Origin of the sequence: Pseudomonas sp. G11, from assembly GCF_029457515.1 — a bacterium.
Classification (GTDB): Bacteria; Pseudomonadota; Gammaproteobacteria; order Pseudomonadales; family Pseudomonadaceae; genus Aquipseudomonas; species Aquipseudomonas gorinensis.
Genome location: NZ_CP120377.1, coordinates 5,850,019 through 5,868,276 on the forward strand (window position 1 = coordinate 5,850,019; position 18,258 = coordinate 5,868,276).

Here is an 18,258-nt window from a genome sequence, read left to right on the forward strand (position 1 = left end):
TTCGCAGACCGTCAACGGCTGGGCCTCTTCATGAAAGCCTTCGCCAGCTCGGTCGTTACCCCTGAATCCCCCCTAAAGGCCTGGATCATGAGCAAGCAACCCTCCCTGAGCTACAAGGACGCCGGTGTAGACATCGACGCCGGTGAAGCATTGGTCGAACGCATCAAGAGCGTCGCCAAGCGCACTGCGCGCCCCGAAGTCATGGGCGGCCTGGGCGGTTTTGGCGCCCTCTGCGAGATCCCGGCCGGCTACAAGCAGCCCGTGCTGGTCTCCGGCACTGACGGCGTGGGCACCAAGCTGCGCCTGGCACTGAACCTGAACAAGCACGACACCATCGGCATCGACCTGGTCGCCATGTGCGTCAACGACCTGGTGGTGTGCGGCGCCGAGCCGCTGTTCTTCCTCGACTACTATGCCACTGGCAAGCTGAACGTAGACACCGCTGCACAAGTGGTGACCGGTATCGGCGCCGGCTGCGAACTGTCGGGTTGCTCCCTGGTCGGCGGCGAAACCGCTGAAATGCCGGGCATGTACGAAGGCGAAGACTACGACCTGGCAGGCTTCTGCGTTGGCGTGGTAGAGAAGGCCGAGATCATCGACGGCTCCAAAGTGGCTGCCGGCGACGCCCTGCTCGCCCTGCCATCGTCCGGCCCGCACTCCAACGGCTACTCGCTGATCCGCAAGATCATCGAAGTGTCCGGCGCCGACATCGAGAACACCCAGCTCGACGGCAAACCGCTGACCGACCTGCTGATGGCTCCGACACGCATCTACGTCAAGCCACTGCTCAAGCTGATCAAGGACACCGGCGCGGTCAAGGCCATGGCCCACATCACCGGTGGCGGCCTGCTGGACAACATCCCGCGCGTACTGCCCAAAGGCGCCCAGGCGATTGTCGACGTGGCCAGCTGGCAGCGTCCGGCGGTCTTCGACTGGCTGCAAGAGAAAGGCAACGTCAATGAAACCGAAATGCACCGCGTACTGAACTGCGGCGTCGGCATGGTGATCTGCGTGGCGCAAGAGCACGTTGAAACCGCGCTGAACGTTCTGCGTGAAGCGGGCGAGCAGCCTTGGGTCATCGGCCAGATCGCCACCGCCCCTGAAGGCGCTGCGCAGGTTGAACTGAAGAACCTCAAGGCTCACTGATGTCCCAGACCTGTGATGTCGTGGTGCTGCTTTCCGGCACCGGCAGTAACTTGCAGGCCCTGATCGACAGCACGCGTACCGGCGATAGCCCGGTGCGCATCGCTGCGGTGATCTCCAACCGCAGCGACGCCTACGGCCTGCAACGCGCCAGGGATGCGGGCATTGAAACCCGCACCCTGGATCACAAGGCTTTCGAAGGTCGCGAGGCCTTCGACAGCGCCTTGATCGAACTGATCGATACCTTCAACCCTGAACTCGTGGTCCTTGCCGGCTTCATGCGCATCCTCAGCGCTGACTTCGTGCGGCACTACGCGGGGCGCCTGCTGAATATCCACCCTTCCCTGCTGCCCAAGTACAAAGGTATGCACACCCACCAACGCGCCCTCGACGCCGGCGACAGCGAGCATGGCTGCAGCGTGCACTTTGTCACCGAGGAACTCGATGGCGGGCCTCTGGTCGTACAGGCAGTGGTTCCGGTAGAGTCTGACGACTCGGCGCAGACGCTTGCGCAACGGGTTCATACCCAGGAACACAGGATTTACCCGCTGGCTGTTCGCTGGTTTGCCGAGGGGCGGTTGATTCTTGGTGACCAGGGTGCATTATTGGACGGCCAGTTACTTGCGGCCAGCGGCCACTTGATTCGAACCTAGGAGATTTTATGCGTCGCGCCTTGCTCTTCGCTTTTGCGCTGTTCGCCTTGCCCGCCGTGCAAGCGGCAGACCTACACCCGTTCTCCGCCAGCTACACCGCCGACTGGAAACAGTTGCCCATGAGTGGTTCGGCCGAACGCAGCCTGACCAAGAACGGCGACGGCTCCTGGACCTTGAACTTCAAGGCGTCCATGATGATCGCCAGCCTGACCGAGACCAGCGTGATCCTGTTTGACAAGGACACCCTGCAACCCAAGAGCTACACCTTCGAACGGGGTGGCTTGGGCAGGGCGAAGAAGATCAACCTGGACTTCGACCAGACGACCAAGAAAGTCACCGGTTTTGAAAACAAGGACCCGGTCAACGTGCCCCTGCAAAGCGGCATGCTTGATAAGTCGACCTACCAGTTGGCCCTGCAGCGGGATGTCGCTGCCGGCAAGAAAAGCATGAGCTACAACGTGGTTGAAGGCACCGATGTCGACACCTACGACTTCCGCGTGATCGGCCCGGAAAAGGTCCAGACCAAAGCCGGCTCCATCGACGCGATCAAGGTCGAGCGAGTGCGTGACCCAACCCAAAGCAAGCGCATCACCCAGATGTGGTTCGCCAAGGACTGGGGCGGCCTTCTGGTCGCCCTGCGCCAGGTGGAAACCGACGGCAAGGAATACAACATCATGCTGCAAGATGGCACCGTTGACGGCAAGTCTGTCAAAGGCAGCTGATGAGCTGATGTTCAATAAAGGAGCCTCGCTGATGCGGGGCTTTTTTTCGCCTGGCTTTTCACGCCGGGCCGCTATCGCCATCGGGGGCAAGCGCCCTCCTCCACTGGGAACGCATTCCAAATGTGGGAGGGGGCTACACCCCGATGGCGGGCGGCTGGGTCAATAAAGCAGTCAAAGCCTGACCCAGACATGAAACTTTTGTCATAAAACCCAGCGCCCTGCGACGCAATGTCGCGGTTTACGGGGCCTGCGGGATTGTTGCGCTTCCTGCAATTAATTGTTGCAGGGAAAATCAGTTTACTTAGCAAGCTAACAAAACATATAACAAAGGCCTGCGACGACTTGCCGCAGATCAACCAGAGATTGGAGCAAGCAGATGACTGTAAAAGTGACTGAACGCGACGACGAACATATGTCCCACGAAGCGCTGGGCCATGGGATTCACATCTGGGATGTCCACCAACAAGACCTGCTGGTCGGCATGTTTCACAACGAGAGCGACGCTCATAACTATAAAAACGAGCTCGAATCGCTTGAAATGAAACGCCAGGCCCAGAGCTCCTGAAACACTGAAATCAAGTAGGCGCCGGCCCACGCAGCCAGGCCGTCTACACACGACAGACCCCGTCATTGAGCGGGGTTTGCCGTTTTTAATCGTGACCGTCTTTGCCTCAGCCTCGACAACTGTATCGAAAAATACATATTTCACGCCGCCCCAGCCCACCTCCCGCCCCCCCTATCACAACGTTGAAGCAGCCCTTTACACAGGCCTCGACGCCCCTTGCCGTGCTTTTGACCACCCGAATCGTTCGCGCCCCACCTCTCCCCCCGAGCCTCTGAATAAACCTTTCAGCAAAAAGGTAACAATAAATAGACAATTGGTAATAGTTCTCGATAACATTCAGCCGCTTTTCACTCAGGCTCACGGACAGGGAACTCCACTTGATGCGCGGACACAGCCGTACCCCAGAACAATTGTTGCTTGAACGTTGGAGCGAAGCACTTGCTACCCCGCAATTTCAGGCTAACAACATCACCCTCGACGCTCTGATCAAAGCCCTGGCCCCCGCCGCCGAGCGTAGCTTTCAACGTTTGATCCAAGCACTGTTTCGTGAAGGCCTGCTGGCCCCCAGCACCCGCACCTATGACGAACACGGACACTGCTGGCTCGCGCTGCCTGACCAGAGCCGCCTGCGTTTCGATCACCTGCTCCCCGGCCGCATGGCCAGCTGGGACGTGCGTGGCCGGGTCACCCTGCTGCGTGATGATCATCCTGACCTGAATATTCAGTTCCCGTCGCAGCTACTGACGCTGCTCAACAGCAGTCTCGAATCACCTGCCGACCCGGACGTCCTGGGCCGCCTCAACACCGAAATCGACGACAGCTTTGTCAACGATACGCTGTGCCTCGCCTTTCATGAGCAATGGACACTCAAGCTCCATGCGGCAATGGACCCGATGCACCAAAGCAACCTTTTGAGCCACCTCAAGCATGACCCCAGTGTGACCAATCCGACCTCCACGCTTGAGCAATGGGGCACGCTGGGCCATCCCTGGCACCCCAATTACAAGACCAAACTGGGTTTGAATACCCACCAGGTCATCGATTTCTCACCGGAATTCGAAGCCCGTTTTCCGGTATTCCTGTGCGCCCTGCATCGCCAATTCGCCCATGTGGAAAGGCTGGCGGGCACCGCGGATTACTGGCAATGGTGGCAACATCATTTCCCCCAGGCCGCCCGGCAGCTGACGGCGCAGTTGACCGCTCAAGGCCTTGAGGCTGGCGATTATCTGCCGTTGCCGGCTCACCCTTGGCAGGCCCGCCAAGAGTTACCGCAATTGTTCGCCAACGAAATTGGAGACCGGTTGTTGGTGCTGACCGATATCGTTGCGTTCACCGCCCACCCGACCATGTCGTTCAGGACCGTGCTGCCTGAAGGCCGGTGCGACGCACCGATGGTGAAACTTCCGGTTTCACTGCGCCTGACCAGTGTGCAGCGCACTGTTTCGCCACGTTCGGCGCGCATGGGCCCGCGGATCAGCCACCTGCTGCAGACGATCCTCGAGCGCGAGCCTTCGATCCAGCAGATCCTCAGCATCGTCCCCGAGCGGATCGGCGTGCATTTCAAGCCGCAACCGGCCAATGATGAACACTCCCGCCACCTGGCCGTACTGTACCGTGACGCCCCCCAGAGCCTGCTCCAACCGGGTGAAATGGCCGTGCCGGTCGGCAGCCTGTTCGCGATCGACCAGCACGGGCAGCCGCTGCTGCGCCAATGGGTGCGACTGAGCCAAGGCAAGGACGACACAGCTGCCCTGCTCGCGTTCTTTCGGGACTACGCCGCGATTGCCGTACCGGCACTGCTGGGCATGTATTTACGTTATGGCGTGGCCTTCGAAGCTCATCAGCAGAACTCCTTCATGGTCATGGCCGCTGACGGGCAGTTGAGCCGCCTGCTCTTGCGTGATTTCGGTGATATCCGGATCGACCGCAAGGCCTTGCACGCCCATGGCCTGGACATCGAACTGCACGATCCCAAAATGACCCTGTACGACGATGCCGGATTCGTGCGCGACAAACTGCTGCACACCGTATTCATGTGCCACCTGGGCGAACTCGTGTTGCTCAGCGCACGCCACTTCGACGTGCCCCAAGTGCTGCTCTGGAACGAACTGTCGACACAGGTCAGCCAGTGCTTCGACGACTTGCGCAACAAGGTCGAACCACAGCGCTGGGAGACCGAGCGCAAAGCGTTGCTGGAGCAGGACTGGCCAGCCAAGTCGTTCATGCGCATGCGTCTGTTGGAGAGCCATGCCGATATCGTCGGGCGTTTGCCGAACCCGCTGAGCGCCGCCGCCAATGCCGGCTAACAACACCGCACTGCGGCTGCTGGTAGTGATTCAGTTGGTGTCGATGGGCGCCATGGAAATGAGTGGACCTTTCTGGCCGCTGCAAATCCAGAAGCTGCTCGGCGTCGCCAATGCCCAATACACCGGCCTGCTGTCCTCGCTGGTGTACGCAGGGCCGATGATGGCGGCGATGATCCTGACCCCCATGTGGGGGCGACTGGGTGACCACACCGGGCACAAGCCAATGATCATCCGGGCGTTGCTGGCGTTGGCGGTGTGCCAGGGCCTGGCCGCCGTGACCTTCGATCCTTGGCTGCTCGTGGCAATCAGGGTCGCGCAAGGGGCACTGGCCGGTTTTATCGCCGCGGCGCAAGCCTATGCACTGGCCTGCTGCGGCGACGGCGGGCGCGGGCACATTCTGGCTCGACTGCAATCGGCGACTGCCGTGGGCTCGCTGGCCGGACCGGTGTTGGGCGGCTGGTTGATGGATGTCTCGGGCTTTGCACTGCTGTGCTACAGCGCCACGGCGGTGTGCGTGTTGTGCGCGGTGATCAGCCTGTTCTTGCCCACCGACGCACCACGATCACGACCAACACGCAGCGCAACGCCGACCGCGCTGCCCAAAGGCTGGCTCGGTGCGATGCTGGGAATCATCGTGTTGATCCAGGCGGCCAAGATGATGCCCCAGCCGTTTTACGCCTTGTACGTCGCCGACGTGCTACACGCTCCTGCGTGGCTGATCGGTGCCAGCTATGCCGCCAGCGCACTGACCCTGGCGCTGTCCGCACCGTTATGGGGGCGCCTGTTCGACCGCCATCAACCGGCGCACACGCTGCGCATCATCGAGTGGGTCACGTGGTCCTGTGCCTTGACGCTGGCGTTTACGGCACTGGCCAGCGAATGGCTGGGATTCCTCGCCAGCCGGCTCCTGTGGGGCGTTTGGCAGGGTGCATTGCTGCCAGTCGCCTACACATTGATCGCCAACACCGTTGCGCCCAGCCAGCAGGGCTTTGCCCTGGGCCTGGGCAACAGCGCCGCCAAAGCCGGTGCGCTGTGTGGCGCGCTGATCGGCGGTATCGGCATGGGCATCGTGGGCCTGGCGCACAGCTTCTGGCTGGTGGCACTCACGTACGCCTTGGCCGCCCTGGGCATCCGCGCGATTCGTTCGTTCACCCGAACACCCGAGACATCCGGTTTTTCTGTCAATACTTCTAACAACTGAAAGGCAAGGTCATGAACAAATCGCAACTGGCAGTTCTGCTGCCGCTTCTGGGGTCGATAAGCGTGCCCGCCTGGGCCGATGAGAGCGAAGGTACGCAAGCCGCACCCACCAACCTGCAACTGCAGGCCACGGTCGTGTCGGCCACCCGCAGTGAAACCAGCATCGCGGCGATCCCCGGCTCGGTGCAGGTGATCAGCGAAGAGCAGATCCGCCAGCAAGCGGGTGCCGGTCGCCGGGTTGCAGACATCCTCGGGCAATTGGTACCAGGCATCGCCCCCTCCAGCGGCGGCATGAGCAACTTCGGCCAGACGCTTCGTGGGCGCAATACCCTGATCCTGATCGACGGGGTATCCCAGAACGCCACACGTGACAACTTCCGCCAGCTCAACAGCGTCGCGCCGGAAAGCATCGAGCGTATCGAAGTCATTTCCGGTGCCAGCAGTGTCTACGGTGCGGGCGCGTCAGGCGGCATCATCAACATCATCACCAAGCGCAACAAAGGTGAAGAGCTGGCGTTGAGCAGCAAGATCGGCATGACCACCGGCAACAACTTCAGCCATAAAGGTTTCTCCTACGAAGCGTTCCAAAGCGCCACGGGCCGCAGTGGCCCGGTGGATTGGTATCTCTCGGCCAACGCTGTGCAACGCAACGACCAGTTCGACGGTAACGGCAAGCGCATTCCCCAGGACACGTCCCAGGGCAGCAACATGGACACCGACACCTACGACCTGCAAGGTCGCTTCGGCTACGAGCTGGATGACGACAAGAAAATCACGCTGTCCCTGCAAGACTACAAGGACGAACAAGACACGCGTTACACCAAGAATCCACGCGTCACCAACACCGCAGTCGCGGTAAAAGGCCTGGACCTGGACGATCAACCGTTCACCCACAACCAGGCAGTAAACCTCAATTACGCCGATCAGGATTTCTACGGCCAAAGCCTGCAGGTCGAAAGTTATTGGCGGCGTGCCGACGCGCTGTTCTTCCCCGACCTGTCCAGGGGCCGCGCGGGCGTGTCCGACAACAACAGCGTGCAAGATGTTTACGGCCTGCGAGCGGCCATCGACACGCCAATGCCGGACATTGGCACGGCGACCGGCAACCTGGTGTGGGGTGCCGATTATGATCATGAAACCTCACGTCAGCGTGGCGACCAGTACCGGGTCAACGGCCTCACCTACACCAAGACCGGTACCACGTTCGAACTGGGGCCGGACATCCAGACCACCACCAAAGCTATTTTTGGCCAACTGTCCTACGACATCGACGACTGGACCCTGCGTGGCGGTGTACGTCGCGAGTGGATCGAAAGCGACATCGCCGACAGCATTGCGTACGGCGAAATCGTCCAGACCGGTAATCGCGCGACCCTGCCAGGGGGCACCCTCAAATACGATGACACCCTCTACAACCTCGGGGCGGTGTACCACCTGAGCGAAAACCAGGATGTATTCGTCAACTTCAGCCAGGGCTTTTCCCTGCCGGACATCCAGCGCTTCCTGCGCGACGTCAGCAGCACTTACGACATTCAAAAACTGAATGCTCAGGCCCTGAAGGTCGACAGCTACGAGCTGGGCTGGCGTGGGAATTGGGACAAGTGGCTGGCGAACGTCACCGCGTATGAAAACACCTCGGATGTCACTCAGTTCTACGATGCCAATGATCGTGTGTTGCGCCTGGTGAACCAGAAAGAGCGCGTGCGCGGCATCGAAACCAGCCTGACGTACAACGTCACCGATCAATGGTCGGTGGGTGGGACTTACGCTTACGCCAAAGGCGAAACCCGCCAGAACGGACAATGGATCGACTTGCCGGCGACACGTATTGCCCCCGCCAAGACGACGGCCTTTGTTGGCTATGACCGCGGCGACTACAGCGTGCGCTTGCAAGGCATGCGCCTGGCCGACTACGACGCGGCGTTCAAAGACAACAACGGCCGCGATATCCAAGGCTACACGCTGGTCGACCTGCTGGGTTCCGTGAGACTGCCGGTGGGTCGCCTGGAAGGTGCGGTGTACAACCTCAGCAACCGCAACTACCAGAACATGTTCGTCCAGGCCAACGCCCGCGCGCCTTACCCGAATGCCGAGGGTCGCACCTTCAGCATGAGTTACGCCGTGGATTGGTAACCACCTGACGCTGCGCGCTAAAACACAAACCCCGCCTTTTGAGCGGGGTTTGTTGTTTTACAGCCTTACCACATCAGATCATCAGGAATCTGATAGGCCGCATACGGATCGTCCTCGTCCGGCACCTGGCTTTCGGTGAGGATATTGAGCTGCACGATACGCTCCGGTGCGCGCTCCTGGATCTTCAGCGCCGCTTCGCGCGGGATCACCTCATAGCCGCCACCGTGATGCACGATCGCCAGGGAACCGTTGCTCAGCTTGTTGCGCATCAACGTATTGACCGACAGGCGCTTGACCTTCTTGTCATCCACGAAGTTGTAGTAGTCCTCGGTGGTCAGCTTGGGCAGGCGCGAGGTCTCGATCAGTTGCTTGACCTGGGCCGTACGGGCCTTGGCCTCGGCTTTTTCCTGTTGCTGACGGTTCAACTCCTGGTCACGCTTGACCTTCTCGGCCATCGCTTCCTGGGCCAGGCGCGCCTGGGTGTCATCGGCCTCGGCCTGCCCCTTGTGGACCAGGCGCTGCTGTTTCTGTTTCTCTTTGCCGACCTGCTTGGCCTGCTTTTGGTTGACCAGACCTGCTTTAAGCAACTGGTCGCGAAGGGAAAGGCTCATGGTGCTTACTCACTTAGGCAACTGCTCAACCGCAGCTGGACACGTTCTTTTCCTGGCGTTTGGCTTCGCCCCACAGGGCGTCCAACTCTTCGAGGGTGCAATCTTCCATGGATTGGCGCGTATCGCGCAATGCCTGTTCGATAAATCGGAAACGTCGCTCGAATTTGGCATTGGCGCCGCGCAAGGCGGTTTCCGGGTCGACCTTGAGGTGACGAGCCAGGTTGACCGCCGCAAACAGCAGGTCACCGACTTCATCGGCGATGGCCGCCGGATCGTTATCGGCCATGGCTTCGAGCACTTCGTCCAACTCTTCGCGCACGTTATCCACCACCGGCAAGGCCGCCGGCCAGTCGAAACCGACCTGGCTGGCGCGCTTCTGCAATTTGGCGGCACGGGACAAGGACGGCAAGGCCGTCGGCACATCGTCGAGCAAGGACAGTTGCTCTGGCGCGTCGGATTTTTCCGCACGCTCCTCGGCCTTGATCTGCTCCCAACGTTCCTTTACCTGTTCTTCGCTCAGCTGAGGAATATCCAGTGGCGCATACAGATCGCCGGTCGGGAACACATGGGGATGACGGCGAATCAGCTTGCGCGTGATGCTGTCGATCACCCCGGCAAATTCGAAGCGCCCCTCTTCCCGCGCCAGTTGGCTGTAATACACCACCTGGAACAACAGGTCGCCCAACTCACCTTGCAGATGATCGAAATCGCCGCGCTCGATGGCGTCGGCCACTTCGTAGGCCTCTTCCAGGGTGTGCGGGACAATGGTGGCGTAGGTTTGCTTGATATCCCACGGGCACCCGTATTGCGGGTCTCGCAGGCGGCTCATCAGGTGCAGCAGGTCTTCAAGTGAATACATCATTCTATTTCCGATCAGGTATGAACACCGCCGATCAAATGTGGGAGGGGGCTTGCCCCCGATTGCGGTGGGTCAACCAAGAATCTGGTACCTGACACTCCGCTTTCGGGGGCAAGCCCCCTCCCACATTTCAGACTGTGTTCATCCAGACGTTCATGGGGTACGGTTGCGCCGCGTCTCAATGATGTTCGGCAACTGGGAAATCCGCCCCAGCAACCGCCCCAACGCGTCCAGCCCCGGGATCTCGATGGTCAGGGACATCAACGCCGTGTTGTCCTCTTTATTCGAGCGGGTGTTGACCGCCAGCACGTTGATCCGCTCGTTGAGCAGCACTTGCGAGACGTCACGCAGCAAACCGGAACGGTCGTAGGCGCGGATGATGATGTCCACCGGGTAGGTGAGCACCGGCACCGGGCCCCAACTGACCTGGATAATCCGCTCCGGCTCGCGCCCGCCCAGTTGCAGCACCGAAGCGCAGTCCTGGCGGTGAATGCTCACGCCACGGCCCTGGGTGATGTAGCCGACGATGGCGTCGCCCGGCAGAGGCTGGCAGCAACCGGCAATTTGCGTCAGCAGGTTGCCCACGCCCTGGATCTGGATATCGCCACGTTTGCCAGGCTTGTAGCCGGTGGCCTTGCGCGGGATGAGCTCCAGTTGCTCGTTGCCACGCTCCGGCTCCACCAACTGCTGGGCCAGGTTGACCAGTTGCGCCAGGCGCAGGTCGCCAGCCCCGAGGGCGGCGAACATGTCTTCGGCGACCTTCATGTTGGCCTTCTCGGCCAGCTTGTCGAAGTCCACCTGGGGCAGGCCGAGGCGCGCCAATTCGCGTTCGAGCAGGGTCTTGCCGGCGGCGACGTTCTGGTCGCGCGCCTGCAATTTGAACCAGTGGACGATCTTCGCCCGCGCCCGCGACGTGGTGATGTAGCCCAGGTTCGGGTTCAGCCAGTCGCGGCTCGGCGTACCGTGCTTGCTGGTGATGATCTCGACCTGTTCACCGGTCTGCAGGCTGTAGTTGAGCGGTACGATGCGCCCATTGATCTTGGCGCCACGGCAGTTGTGGCCGATTTCGGTGTGTACGCGGTAGGCAAAGTCCAGCGGCGTGGCGCCTTTGGGCAAGTCAATGGCGTGGCCGTCGGGGGTGAAGATATAGACCCGGTCCGGCTCGATATCCACGCGCAGCTGTTCGGCCAGGCCGCCGATATCGCCGAGTTCTTCGTGCCACTCCAGCACTTGGCGCAGCCAGGAGATTTTCTCCTCGTACTGGTTGGACCCGGCCTTGACGTCGGTGCCCTTGTAGCGCCAATGCGCGCATACACCCAGCTCTGCCTCTTCGTGCATGGCGTGGGTGCGGATCTGCACTTCCAGCACCTTGCCCTCGGGGCCAATCACCGCCGTATGCAGCGAGCGATAACCGTTTTCCTTGGGGTTGGCGATGTAGTCGTCGAATTCCTTGGGGATGTGCCGCCACAGGGTGTGGACGATACCCAGCGCGGTGTAGCAATCGCGCATTTCCGGCACCAGCACGCGCACCGCACGCACATCGTAGATCTGGCTGAAGGCCAGGCCCTTGCGCTGCATTTTGCGCCAGATCGAATAGATATGCTTGGCGCGGCCACTGATGTCGGCATCCACACCCGTGGCCTGCAACTCGGCCCGCAATTGGCCCATTACGTCGGTGATGAAGCGCTCACGGTCGAGCCGCCGCTCATGCAGCAGGGTAGCAATTTGTTTGTATTGGTCGGGCTCAAGGTAGCGAAAGGACAAATCCTCCAGCTCCCACTTGATATGGCCGATACCCAGGCGGTGGGCCAGGGGCGCGTAGATGTCGAAGACTTCGCGGGCGACGCGGTTGCGCTTCTCGTCATCAGCGGTCTTCACCGCACGGATCGCGCAGGTACGTTCGGCCAGCTTGATCAGCGCGACACGCACGTCGTCGACCATCGCCACCAGCATCTTGCGCAGGTTTTCCACCTGGCCCTGGGTGCCCAGCACCATCGATTGGCGCGGGCTGAGGCTGGCACTGATGGCGGCCATGCGCAGCACGCCGTCGATCAGCTTGGCCACCACCGAACCAAAGCGCTGGCCAACGGTAGCCAACGGGATGTGCCCTTCACGCACGCCGCGATAGAGCACGGCGGCGATCAGCGAATCCTGGTCCAGCTTGAGATCGGCGAGGATCTCAGCGATTTCCAACCCGGTACGAAAGCTGGAAGTGCCCTCCGCCCACAGGTTCTTGGCCGCATTGTCTTGCTGTTCAGACTCACGAGCGAACTCGCAGGCTGCTTTCAAGGCTTCACGGTCCAGTGCCGGGTCGACACTGACGGCATGATCCAGCCATGCCTCGAGATTGATACTGCCGTCGGTGTTGATCGGCTGGTGTGCTCTCACCTGTACCATCTTGCTTACCTTCCCTACGACGCACCTTCGATGCGCCAGAATCATCGCCGACCTTTTTACTGCGAACTCCGTGGCAGGTCATAGGCCTTGGAGATCGCAGGCCAGTCGGATTAAACGGGCATCCTAGCCCGCTTCAAATAACGCCATGGCCTCGACATGCGCTGTCTGCGGAAACATGTCGAGGATCCCGGCACGTTTTAGCCGGTAGCCTTGCTTGACCAGCTCAACCGTGTCCCGCGCCAGCGTCGCCGGGTTACAGGACACATACACCAGGCGCTTGGCCCCCAGGGTGGCGAGCTTGCGCACAACCTCCAGGGCACCATCGCGGGGTGGGTCCAAGAGTACCGCAGAAAAGCCCTGTTTGGCCCATTCCACGTCATTCAAAGGCTGGGACAAATCGGCCTGAAAAAACTGCACATTATGCAAATTGTTGCTGATGGCGTTCCGTGCAGCCCGGTCCACCATGGCCTGCACGCCTTCCACCGCCACCACTTCGCGCACCTGTTTCGCCAGCGGCAGGGCGAAGTTGCCCAGGCCGCAAAACAGGTCCAGCACCCGCTCATCGGGTTGTGGTGCCAGCCAGTTCAGGGCCTGGGCAACCATCGCCTCGTTGACCCCGGCGTTGACCTGGACAAAATCCCCTGGTCGGTACGCCAACTCCAAGTCCCATGCGTCCAATCGAAAACCCAGCGACTGATCAGGCTCGACAGGCTCCGGCTGGCCTTCGCCATGCAGCCACAACTGGGCTTCATGGAAGTTACAAAATTCTTTCAGGATCAGCAGGTCCGCATCCGACAACGGCGCCATATGCCGCAGCAACACGGCGCTGGACGACCCGCTGAACACCTCCACATGCCCCAATGCCTGAGGCTTGCTCAAGCGACGCAGCATGTTCGGCAGACGCTGCATGATCGGTTGCAAGGCCTGTACCAGCACCGGGCAATCGTCGATGGCGACAATGTCCTGGCTGGCCACGGCGCGGAAACCGACTTCCAGTTTCCTGGCCTTGGCATCCCAACGCACGGCCACTCGGGCGCGACGCCGATAGCCAAACTCCGGCCCGCTCAACGGCGCGGCCCATTCTTGCGGTTCGACACCGGCCACACGGGACAGTTGCTCGGCGAGCATGCGCTGTTTCAGGGCGAGTTGTTCGTCATGGGGCAAGTGCTGCACGCTGCAACCGCCGCAGCGGCCAAAGTGCGCGCACGGTGCCGGGCGGCGTAATTCGCTGGCCTTGAACACCCGCTCGGTACGCGCCTCGACCACCTTACCGTGGGCGCCCAGCACCCGCGCTTCCACCTCTTCGCCGGCCAACGCGCCGTTGACGAACCAGGTGCGCCCCTCAAAGAACACGATGCCACGGCCATCATTGGCCAGGCGCTCGATGGTCAGGCGCTGCTTCTTGCCTACAGGAATCTGCGGGGCCCGGCTGCCGCCCGTCGGTTGGAAGCGCAGGCCTCTCTCGTGCTTGGCCATCAGTTGGGTTCGTCGAAAATGCCGGTCGACAAGTAACGGTCGCCTCGGTCACAGATGATCGCGACGATCACCGCGTTTTCCACTTCCTTGGACAGGCGCAGCATGCCAGCCACGGCCCCACCGGACGACACGCCGCAGAAGATACCTTCTTCACGGGCCAGGCGACGGGTGGTGTCTTCGGCTTCACGCTGGGCCATGTCGATGATGCGATCCACCCGCGAGGCGTTGTAGATCTTCGGCAGATACTCCTCGGGCCAGCGCCGGATACCGGGGATCGCCGCGCCTTCCATCGGTTGCAGGCCGATGATCTGGATCGCAGGATTCTGCTCCTTGAGGTAGCGCGAGTTGCCCATGATGGTGCCGGTAGTGCCCATGGAACTGACGAAATGGGTAATCGTGCCTTGGGTCTGGCGCCAGATTTCCGGGCCGGTGGTGGTGTAGTGCGCTTCGGGGTTATCACCGTTGGCGAACTGGTCCAGTACCTGGCCACGGCCTTCGGCGGCCATGCGCTCGGCAAGGTCGCGGGCACCTTCCATGCCTTCTTCCTGGGTGACCAGCACCAGTTCGGCGCCATAGGCGGTCATCGCCGCCTTGCGCTCGGCGCTGCCGTTGTCGGGCATGATCAGCACCATTTTGTAGCCCTTGATCGCCGCAGCCATGGCCAGGGCAATCCCGGTGTTACCCGAGGTGGCTTCGATCAGGGTATCGCCCGGCTTGATCTGCCCGCGCAGCTCGGCGCGAGTGATCATCGACAACGCCGGGCGGTCCTTGACCGAACCAGCCGGGTTGTTCCCTTCGAGCTTGAGCAACAGGGTATTGCTGGTTTCACCCGCCATGCGTTGCAAGCGGACCAGGGGCGTATTGCCGACGCAATCGGCGATTGTAGGGTACTGCAAGGTCATGGCGTATTCGCAATCCAGACTGCGGGGGCGAACATCATACCGGGAAAGCCAGGCGCGCCATATCACGCAAAGTGTGGTGCTTATGGCTTATAGGAATAAGCGAGGGAGGTGGCGGCTGGGCGGACGCTATCGGGGGCAAGCCCCCTCCCACACTGGACCGAGTTCCAGCATGAGAATGCGGTCGAATGTGGGAGGGGGCTTGCCCCCGATAGCCGCACCTCGATAACCCGCCTAGCCCAAATACCCGTCGCCATGATTTTTCTGAAAGACCTCCTCTCCCATCGCCGCAATCTGCCCTTCGATCAATGCATCAAACGGCTTGAGCAACGGCTCAAACGAAACCGGCGCCTCCAGCACCTCCAAAGCCTGCACAATCGCCTCCACCGTCGACAACGCCCCTGGCCCCGGCGCCTTGCGTAATCGGTAGCGGGACACGGCGCCCTCGACCAGCGTCACCCGGGGCAACGCCGCCAATAAAGGATTGAGGTGCAGCAGTTTGCGCGCCTTGCGCCAGGTGCCATCGGGCACCACCAGCAACAGCGGCTGATCGTCGGGCGCATAGGCTTGCAGCAGCTGGGCGTCGTCGGCGGGGAACAACAGCCGCGCCTGATAGCCTGGCGGGCTCAATAGCGTCGGCAGATCATCAAAGACCTCCCCCACCACCAGTTGCGCATTGTTCAAACCCAACGCCGCCAGCCGCGCGGTATTGAGCGCATGGTTGACCTCGCTCGGATGCTGCAACAGCAACACACGGGTACGGCTGTCGAGGCGGGGGATCAGCGCGCACAGGCAATGGGCAGCGGGCCTGTGACAGCGGGAACATTGGGGTCGGGACATGGTTCTTCAGGCCTGGTTGAGCTGGGCTTTGAGTAAATCGCGGAAGGTCTGGATCAGCGGTTCGCGACTGCGGCCACGGCGCATGATCATCGAGAACGGCGCCTGGTAGCCGAAGGTCGCCGGCAGCAATACGCGCAGGTCACCCTTGTCAGCCCAGGCCTGGGCGTAGTGCTCGGGCAGGTAGCCGATATAGGCGCCGGACAGCACCAGGATCAACTGTGCCTCCATACTTTCCACCGTGGCGGCGCTGTGCTTGAAACCATGGCGCGCCAGTTCCGCCTGGCTCCAGTAGCCGCGCCCGACCATGCGTTGCTGGGTAATCACTTGTTCGGGGATACGCCGCTCGTTGAACAGTGGGTGGCGAGTGCTGCAATACAGCCAGTGTTGCTCGCGGTACAGCGGCATGTAGACCAGCCCGCTCATGCGATTGGAGAAGGCACCGATGGCCAGGTCGAGGCGATTGTCCTGCACGCCCAGTTGCAGTTCGTACGGGCTCATCACCGACAAATGCAAATGCACCGCCGGGTGTTCCAGGCTATAGGCGCCGATGACTTCGGCGAACGGCAGGGCCTTGTCGCTGACGGTAGAGTCGAGCACGCCGAGCTTGAGGGTACCGCGCAACTCACCCTTCAATGCGGCGGCGTATTGCTCGAAGCCTTCCAGTTCGCCGAGCAGGCGCAGGGTTTCCTGGTGGAACAGCTCGCCCTTGCTGGTCAGGCTGAACCCGCCCCGGCCGCGATGACACAGCACCAGGCCCAACGCCGATTCCAACTGGCTCATATAGGTGCTGATGGCCGAGGTGGACAGGTTGAGTTCGTGCTGGGCATTGGCGAACCCCTGGTGGCGCACGACGCTGACGAAGATGCGCAGGAGTTTCAGGTCGGGCAAGGCGTTGGCCATCGGGCCTCCAAAAACGCAGTAACTGTAGGAGCAATCTCGCACCTACAAGAATCGTCAGAGTCTACCTCAGCCATTAGTTTAGAAAAATCTGAACTAAGTATTTGCCCCTGGCGATTCTTCCCTCCCCTGCCTTTTCGCAGAATCGACCCCTAATAAACAAAACAACGCTGAGGCAATCCTGTGGACAAGATTTTCCACCAACCACTGGGCGGCAACGAAATGCCGCGCTTCGCCGGCATCGCCACCATGATGCGACTACCCCATCTACAGTCGGCCAAGGGCCTGGACGCCGCGTTTATCGGCGTACCGCTGGACATCGGCACGTCGTTGCGCGCCGGCACCCGCTTCGGGCCGCGTGAAATCCGCGCCGAATCGGTGATGATCCGTCCTTACAACATGGCCACCGGCGCCGCACCGTTCGATTCGTTGTCGGTGGCCGACATCGGCGACGTGGCGATCAACACCTTCAACCTGCTCGACGCCGTGCGCATCATCGAAGAAGCCTACGACGAAATCCTCGAACACAACGTGATCCCCATGACCCTGGGTGGCGACCACACCATCACCCTGCCGATCCTGCGGGCGATCCACAAGAAACACGGCAAGGTCGGGCTGGTGCACATCGATGCCCACGCTGACGTCAATGACCACATGTTCGGCGAGAAAATCGCCCACGGCACCACCTTCCGCCGCGCGGTGGAAGAAGGCCTGCTCGATTGTGACCGTGTGGTGCAGATCGGCCTGCGTGCCCAGGGCTACACCGCCGAAGACTTCAACTGGAGCCGCAAGCAGGGCTTCCGGGTGGTCCAGGCCGAAGAATGCTGGCACCACTCCCTCGCACCGTTGATGGCCGAAGTACGCGAAAAAGTCGGTGGCGGCCCGGTGTACCTGAGTTTCGACATCGACGGTATCGACCCAGCCTGGGCACCTGGTACCGGCACTCCAGAAATTGGTGGGCTGACCACGATCCAGGCAATCGAGATCATCCGTGGTTGCCAGGGCCTCGACCTGATTGGTTGCGATCTGGTCGAGGTTTCGCCGCCCTACGACACCACCGGCAACACCTCGCTGCTGGGCGCCAACCTGCTGTACGAAATGCTCTGCGTACTGCCCGGCGTGGCCCATCGCTGATGAGCGCCCATGAAGTGTTGAAAGCTGCGGCCGACTTGGTGTCAGCCTTCGCGCGCAATGATCGCGAGGCTTACTTCGGCGCGTTCAGCGCCGATGCCAGCTTCGTGTTCTACACCCTCCCCCAGCCGCTGCTCAGTCGCGATGCCTACCAGGCGTTGTGGGACAGTTGGCGGCGGGACGAGGGATTCGAAGTGCTGTCCTGCACCTCAAGCAACGCCTTTGTCAGCCTGCAAGGCGACGTGGCGATTTTCATGCATGACGTGGCCACCGAGCTGCGCATGAACGGGGAGCAATTTTTTAGCCAGGAACGCGAGACCATTGTCTTCAAACGGCAAGGGCTGCGCGCAGAACAACAAGAAGGCCTATGGCTGGCCTGTCACGAACATTTGTCCGCTATGCCGGAAGGGCTGCCGCCCCCTTAGC

At 61.1% G+C, this 18,258-nt stretch carries 16 protein-coding genes; 9 read left to right on the forward strand and 7 right to left on the reverse strand.

Translation table 11 applies throughout. The annotated features are described in order from the left end of the window. Positions 1 to 87 precede the first annotated feature (87 nt). The 7 genes from purM to P2T68_RS26870 all read left to right on the forward strand — a co-directional run bounded on the left by purM (position 88) and on the right by P2T68_RS26870 (position 8,722). Positions 88 to 1,146, forward strand: coding sequence for a phosphoribosylformylglycinamidine cyclo-ligase (gene purM / locus P2T68_RS26840; protein ID WP_069076830.1), 1,059 nt, complete (start codon positions 88 to 90; stop codon positions 1,144 to 1,146). Next, positions 1,146 to 1,796: a phosphoribosylglycinamide formyltransferase gene (gene purN, locus P2T68_RS26845; protein ID WP_024076774.1), complete on the forward strand. Its 651-nt coding sequence runs from the start codon at positions 1,146 to 1,148 to the stop codon at positions 1,794 to 1,796. The genes purM and purN overlap by 1 nt, the downstream gene beginning before the upstream one ends. 8 nt (positions 1,797 to 1,804) lie before the next feature. Next, positions 1,805 to 2,518, forward strand: coding sequence for a DUF3108 domain-containing protein (locus P2T68_RS26850; RefSeq protein WP_024076775.1), 714 nt, complete (start codon positions 1,805 to 1,807; stop codon positions 2,516 to 2,518). Between the two features lie 376 nt (positions 2,519 to 2,894). Beyond that, a complete protein-coding gene (locus P2T68_RS26855; protein ID WP_003175379.1) occupies positions 2,895 to 3,083 on the forward strand; it encodes a hypothetical protein in 189 nt (62 codons plus the stop codon). Positions 3,084 to 3,463: 380 nt separating this feature from the next. Beyond that, complete coding sequence (locus P2T68_RS26860; protein ID WP_277378513.1) at positions 3,464 to 5,389, forward strand: IucA/IucC family protein; 1,926 nt, start codon at positions 3,464 to 3,466, stop codon at positions 5,387 to 5,389. Next, entirely contained in the window at positions 5,379 to 6,590 is a 1,212-nt protein-coding gene (locus P2T68_RS26865; RefSeq protein ID WP_024076777.1) for an MFS transporter, read from the forward strand. Before P2T68_RS26860 ends, P2T68_RS26865 begins: the two co-directional genes overlap by 11 nt. 11 nt (positions 6,591 to 6,601) lie before the next feature. Continuing rightward, a complete protein-coding gene (locus P2T68_RS26870) occupies positions 6,602 to 8,722 on the forward strand; it encodes a TonB-dependent receptor (protein ID WP_277378514.1) in 2,121 nt (706 codons plus the stop codon). 65 nt (positions 8,723 to 8,787) lie between these two features. On the opposite strand, the gene P2T68_RS26875 is transcribed toward P2T68_RS26870, so the two are convergent. From P2T68_RS26875 to P2T68_RS26905, 7 genes are all read right to left on the reverse strand, one after another. Beyond that, positions 8,788 to 9,333 (reverse strand): DUF2058 domain-containing protein, encoded by a 546-nt coding sequence (locus P2T68_RS26875; RefSeq protein WP_024076779.1) that lies wholly within the window; start codon positions 9,331 to 9,333, stop codon positions 8,788 to 8,790. A gap of 25 nt (positions 9,334 to 9,358) precedes the next feature. Beyond that, a complete protein-coding gene (gene mazG, locus P2T68_RS26880) occupies positions 9,359 to 10,192 on the reverse strand; it encodes a nucleoside triphosphate pyrophosphohydrolase (RefSeq protein ID WP_069076826.1) in 834 nt (277 codons plus the stop codon). Positions 10,193 to 10,345: 153 nt separating this feature from the next. Continuing rightward, positions 10,346 to 12,589, reverse strand: coding sequence for a GTP diphosphokinase (gene relA / locus P2T68_RS26885; RefSeq protein WP_024076781.1), 2,244 nt, complete (start codon positions 12,587 to 12,589; stop codon positions 10,346 to 10,348). A gap of 123 nt (positions 12,590 to 12,712) precedes the next feature. Continuing rightward, positions 12,713 to 14,065 (reverse strand): 23S rRNA (uracil(1939)-C(5))-methyltransferase RlmD, encoded by a 1,353-nt coding sequence (gene rlmD, locus P2T68_RS26890; protein WP_024076782.1) that lies wholly within the window; start codon positions 14,063 to 14,065, stop codon positions 12,713 to 12,715. Next, on the reverse strand, positions 14,065 to 14,967 hold the full coding sequence (cysM, locus tag P2T68_RS26895) for a cysteine synthase CysM (protein ID WP_024076783.1): 903 nt from the start codon (positions 14,965 to 14,967) through the stop codon (positions 14,065 to 14,067). The genes rlmD and cysM overlap by 1 nt, the downstream gene beginning before the upstream one ends. Before the next feature lie 231 nt (positions 14,968 to 15,198). Beyond that, positions 15,199 to 15,804 carry a DTW domain-containing protein gene (locus P2T68_RS26900; RefSeq protein ID WP_277378515.1) on the reverse strand — a complete coding sequence of 202 codons (606 nt, stop codon included), beginning with the start codon at positions 15,802 to 15,804 and terminating at the stop codon, positions 15,199 to 15,201. Between the two features lie 6 nt (positions 15,805 to 15,810). Continuing rightward, positions 15,811 to 16,704, reverse strand: a complete 894-nt coding sequence (locus tag P2T68_RS26905) for a LysR family transcriptional regulator (protein ID WP_024076785.1) — start codon at positions 16,702 to 16,704, stop codon at positions 15,811 to 15,813. A 180-nt stretch (positions 16,705 to 16,884) separates the two neighbouring features. On the opposite strand from P2T68_RS26905, the gene speB reads away from it, so the two are divergent. Beyond that, on the forward strand, positions 16,885 to 17,835 hold the full coding sequence (gene speB / locus P2T68_RS26910) for an agmatinase (protein WP_017845302.1): 951 nt from the start codon (positions 16,885 to 16,887) through the stop codon (positions 17,833 to 17,835). Continuing rightward, positions 17,835 to 18,257, forward strand: a complete 423-nt coding sequence (locus P2T68_RS26915) for a nuclear transport factor 2 family protein (protein ID WP_024076786.1) — start codon at positions 17,835 to 17,837, stop codon at positions 18,255 to 18,257. The genes speB and P2T68_RS26915 overlap by 1 nt, the downstream gene beginning before the upstream one ends. Position 18,258 lies beyond the last annotated feature (1 nt).

Bases quoted from the DNA above. Each gene is read 5' to 3' on its own strand.
- purM (WP_069076830.1), top strand. From the start codon at position 88: ATGAGCAAGCAACCCTCCCTGAGCTACAAGGACGCCGGTGTAGACATC.
- purN (WP_024076774.1), top strand. From the start codon at position 1,146: ATGTCCCAGACCTGTGATGTCGTGGTGCTGCTTTCCGGCACCGGCAGT.
- P2T68_RS26850 (WP_024076775.1), top strand. From the start codon at position 1,805: ATGCGTCGCGCCTTGCTCTTCGCTTTTGCGCTGTTCGCCTTGCCCGCC.
- P2T68_RS26855 (WP_003175379.1), top strand. From the start codon at position 2,895: ATGACTGTAAAAGTGACTGAACGCGACGACGAACATATGTCCCACGAA.
- P2T68_RS26860 (WP_277378513.1), top strand. From the start codon at position 3,464: ATGCGCGGACACAGCCGTACCCCAGAACAATTGTTGCTTGAACGTTGG.
- P2T68_RS26865 (WP_024076777.1), top strand. From the start codon at position 5,379: ATGCCGGCTAACAACACCGCACTGCGGCTGCTGGTAGTGATTCAGTTG.
- P2T68_RS26870 (WP_277378514.1), top strand. From the start codon at position 6,602: ATGAACAAATCGCAACTGGCAGTTCTGCTGCCGCTTCTGGGGTCGATA.
- P2T68_RS26875 (WP_024076779.1), bottom strand. From the start codon at position 9,333: ATGAGCCTTTCCCTTCGCGACCAGTTGCTTAAAGCAGGTCTGGTCAAC.
- mazG (WP_069076826.1), bottom strand. From the start codon at position 10,192: ATGTATTCACTTGAAGACCTGCTGCACCTGATGAGCCGCCTGCGAGAC.
- relA (WP_024076781.1), bottom strand. From the start codon at position 12,589: ATGGTACAGGTGAGAGCACACCAGCCGATCAACACCGACGGCAGTATC.
- rlmD (WP_024076782.1), bottom strand. From the start codon at position 14,065: ATGGCCAAGCACGAGAGAGGCCTGCGCTTCCAACCGACGGGCGGCAGC.
- cysM (WP_024076783.1), bottom strand. From the start codon at position 14,967: ATGACCTTGCAGTACCCTACAATCGCCGATTGCGTCGGCAATACGCCC.
- P2T68_RS26900 (WP_277378515.1), bottom strand. From the start codon at position 15,804: ATGTCCCGACCCCAATGTTCCCGCTGTCACAGGCCCGCTGCCCATTGC.
- P2T68_RS26905 (WP_024076785.1), bottom strand. From the start codon at position 16,704: ATGGCCAACGCCTTGCCCGACCTGAAACTCCTGCGCATCTTCGTCAGC.
- P2T68_RS26915 (WP_024076786.1), top strand. From the start codon at position 17,835: ATGAGCGCCCATGAAGTGTTGAAAGCTGCGGCCGACTTGGTGTCAGCC.